Annotated in this window: 3 protein-coding genes; all 3 read left to right on the top strand. The window is 45.8% G+C overall.

What is annotated here, in order from left to right; translation table 11 throughout:
- Window positions 1–652: sodium:solute symporter (locus GXO74_11900; protein NOZ62370.1), on the top strand; the 652-nt coding region annotated here is incomplete at its 5' end.
- A gap of 334 nt (window positions 653–986) precedes the next feature.
- A complete protein-coding gene (locus tag GXO74_11895) occupies window positions 987–1,955 on the top strand; it encodes an aldolase (GenBank protein ID NOZ62369.1) in 969 nt (322 codons plus the stop codon).
- Window positions 1,956–1,971: 16 nt separating this feature from the next.
- Window positions 1,972–3,279 (top strand): glycoside hydrolase family 32 protein (locus GXO74_11890; protein NOZ62368.1); only part of this gene is annotated, 1,308 nt, incomplete at its 3' end.

Here is a 3,279-nt window from a genome sequence, read left to right as displayed (position 1 = left end):
TATTTACAAACGTTATATCAAACCGGATGCTTCGGACAGAAGTTTGGTGCGCGCAAGTTATCTTTCATCGGCGCTGGTTGTTGGTGTTGGCATTTTGTTTGGATTTTTGGCTGACTCCGTGCATCAGATGACGCAATGGATTGTCTTCGGACTTTACGGCGGTTACACAGCTCCGAATATTTTAAAATGGCACTGGTGGCGATTTAATGGCTACGGGTATTTCTGGGGCATGATATCCGGCGTTATCGCCGCCCTTGCCTATCCTTTTGTGCTGCCAAATATGCATGATATTTACAGTTTTCCGATAATTTTAGCTATTTCTCTCGCTGGATGTATCATCGGAACATTGCGCACTGACCCGGACGATGAAGAAGTGCTCAAAGAATTTTACCGCCGTGTTCGTCCGTGGGGGTTCTGGAAGCCGATTCACGAAAAAGTTGTTGCCGAGAATCCGTCTTTTGAAAATAGAAGCAACTGGAAATTGGACATGGTGAATGTTTTCGTTGGCGTGGTCTGGCAGACTGCATTGCGGATCATTCCCATTTTCATCATTATTTACGAATTCAAATGGGCGTGGGTTTCCGTTCTGCTCGTCGCTGTGACAACTGTTATTTTGAAAAAGAATTGGTATGATAAATTGGAAGATGATTAATGTGAATGGAGCCACGGGTTGGCACGGATGACCAATTTTATTGAATGTATTTAATTAAAGCCACGGATGAACACCGATATTCACGGATGTTTTGAATTTATGAGTTTGCTTTAAAGAAAGTAAAAAATCTGGTTTTTGACCTGAAAAAAAGAGCTGTTTATTGTTTATTCTAAAGTTATCGCATTAACTTGCAATCATCATTAGAAAAACCTGGTTTTTTGGACTGGACTCATTTATTCTTCTTAAAAAAATCCGTGTCTATCCGTGAATATCCGTGGCAAAAAAAATATATCCAATCAAAACATAAAGAACCAATAAAATTCAAGAGGCAAAAATGAAAAAAGTTACAATTTTTATCCTGGTGATGCTTTTATCAGTTTCTGTTTTTGCGCAGCAGATGCAAAAAGTCCACATCAATAAGATTATCGACAAACTCGAGCACAAACAACTGGTCATCGGGACCTGGGTCAGCGCGCTGCACCCGTCCAATGCTATTGGTTTGAATGAATTCACCGGTTACCCTGACTACCAAACTTCGATCTCGCAGCCGATGCTGGATTTCATTCTCATCGACATGGAGCATCAGCCGTATGACATCACAGCGCTACGAAATTTTTTGTTAGCGATGAATTCAAAACGCGACGTAGTTGTCAAAGGTAATTTGCAGCCGAGCATTGTCACGCTCGTTCGACTTCCCAGCGAAGGAAATCAACCGGTGCACGCTTTGATCAAACAGGTGTTGGACGTTGGTGTGCACGGAATCGTGATTCCACATGTGCAGACACCGGAAGAAGCGGAAAAAATCGTTCGCGCCTGCCGCTATCGTCAGGCGGAAAATTCTCCTTATCGTGATCCGCAGGGGACTCGCGGCGCTTCTCCGTGGCTGGCGGCGTATTTGTGGGGATTGACCATGCCCGAATACGTGGAACACGCCGATGTCTGGCCTCTGAATCCGAACGGCGATTTGTTGGTCGTCATCATGATTGAGGATGATCTGGGCGTGAAAAATGTGGATGAGATTCTCAAGGTGAAGGGAATCGGCGCGGTCATTTTTGGACCTTACGATTACAGCTTTGTCGCCGGACATCCCGGAGAAACGAATCATCCCGATGTTGTGAAAGCCTGGGACACTGTGAAAAAAGCGTGCGACAAAGCCGGTGTGCCGCTGATTGGATTTGGCAATCCGGAAAATATCAAAAAATTGGTGAGCGAAAATTACCGCATGTTGCTGGTAGGACATGATGTCCGCGATGATGGCCGGCTGCAAAAAGTGCTGAATATTTTGAAAGAGATGAAAAAGTGAATTTAAGGAGCATGTCATGCGTTTTGCTGTGAAAAAAATTATTTTGCTGGGAATGCTTTTTTTGCTAAACAGTTCTTTTTTGATGGCATCCGACCCCATCGACATTGGAAATCGGCGCGAACTTTTTGTGGATTACTTTTTGATTGAAAAAATGGATGGAGTGGAGTTGCAGCTCCACAGGCCTCGTTATGAGGACATCGCGCTGAAATTTGACAAGCCCTGGGAAGGTCCCTTTTCCGGCTATATCACAATTTTGAACGATTCCGGTTTTTTTCGCATGTATTATCGCGGACTACCGAAAGTTCAGGATGAAAAAACCAAGAAAAAGTGGGCGGTGACCTGTTACGCAGAGTCCAAAGACGGCATTCACTGGACAAAGCCGAATCTGGGCATTTATGAAATTATGGGGACAAAGGAAAATAATGTGGTGCTCGATGTTGGCTATGCTTTTTCTCACAATTTTTCCCCGTTCATCGATGAAAAACCGGGTGTCCCTGCCAGCGAACGATTCAAGGGCGTGGGCGGAACTGAAAAAACAGGTCTCATGGGATTTGTCTCCGCGGACGGCATTCACTGGAAGAAAATTTCGGATGAGCCGATTTTGCGGAAGGGCATGTTTGATTCGCAAAATGTGGTTTTCTGGTCTGCGGCGGAGAACTGTTACGTTTGCTATCTGCGCACCTGGACCGGGGATGGCTATACCGGATTTCGCACTGTCAGTCGCTCCACTTCACCGGACTTTTTGCATTGGAGCGATCCGGTGCAGATGGATTTCGGAGATACGCCGATGGAACATCTTTACACCAACGGCACGCAGCCTTACTTTCGCGCGCCGCATATTTACGTTGCCATCGCCAAACGATTTTTCCCGGACAAGGCGGCGTTTCCAGAGGAAGTGGCGCGGAAATATGTGCAATTCAAAAATTACCGCAAATCTTCCAGCGATGCGATTTTGATGACTTCGCGCGGCGGTAATCGATACGATCGCACGTTCATGGAAGCATTTATTCGTCCCGGCGAAACCGTTCGCGATTGGGTGGCTCGAGATAATACGCCGGCTCTGGGCATTGTCCCGGCAGGAGAGAGGAAGATGTTCATTTATCGGCTTTCTTATTATGCACAATCCACAAGCCATGTGAGTCGCTACTCCATTCGCACGGATGGTTTCATTTCCGTGAATGCGCCATACAAAGGCGGAGAGTTGATCACGAAACCGATTATTTTCTCCGGTTCGAAATTGGAAATTAATTTTGACACTTCTGCGGCGGGCGGCATTCAGGTGGAAATTCAAGATGCGGACGGAAATCCGATCCCTGGATTTTCG

Source organism: Calditrichota bacterium, from assembly GCA_013152715.1.
Lineage (GTDB): Bacteria > Zhuqueibacterota > Zhuqueibacteria > Thermofontimicrobiales > Thermofontimicrobiaceae > 4484-87.
This window is presented reverse-complemented; position numbering and strand designations above follow the sequence as displayed.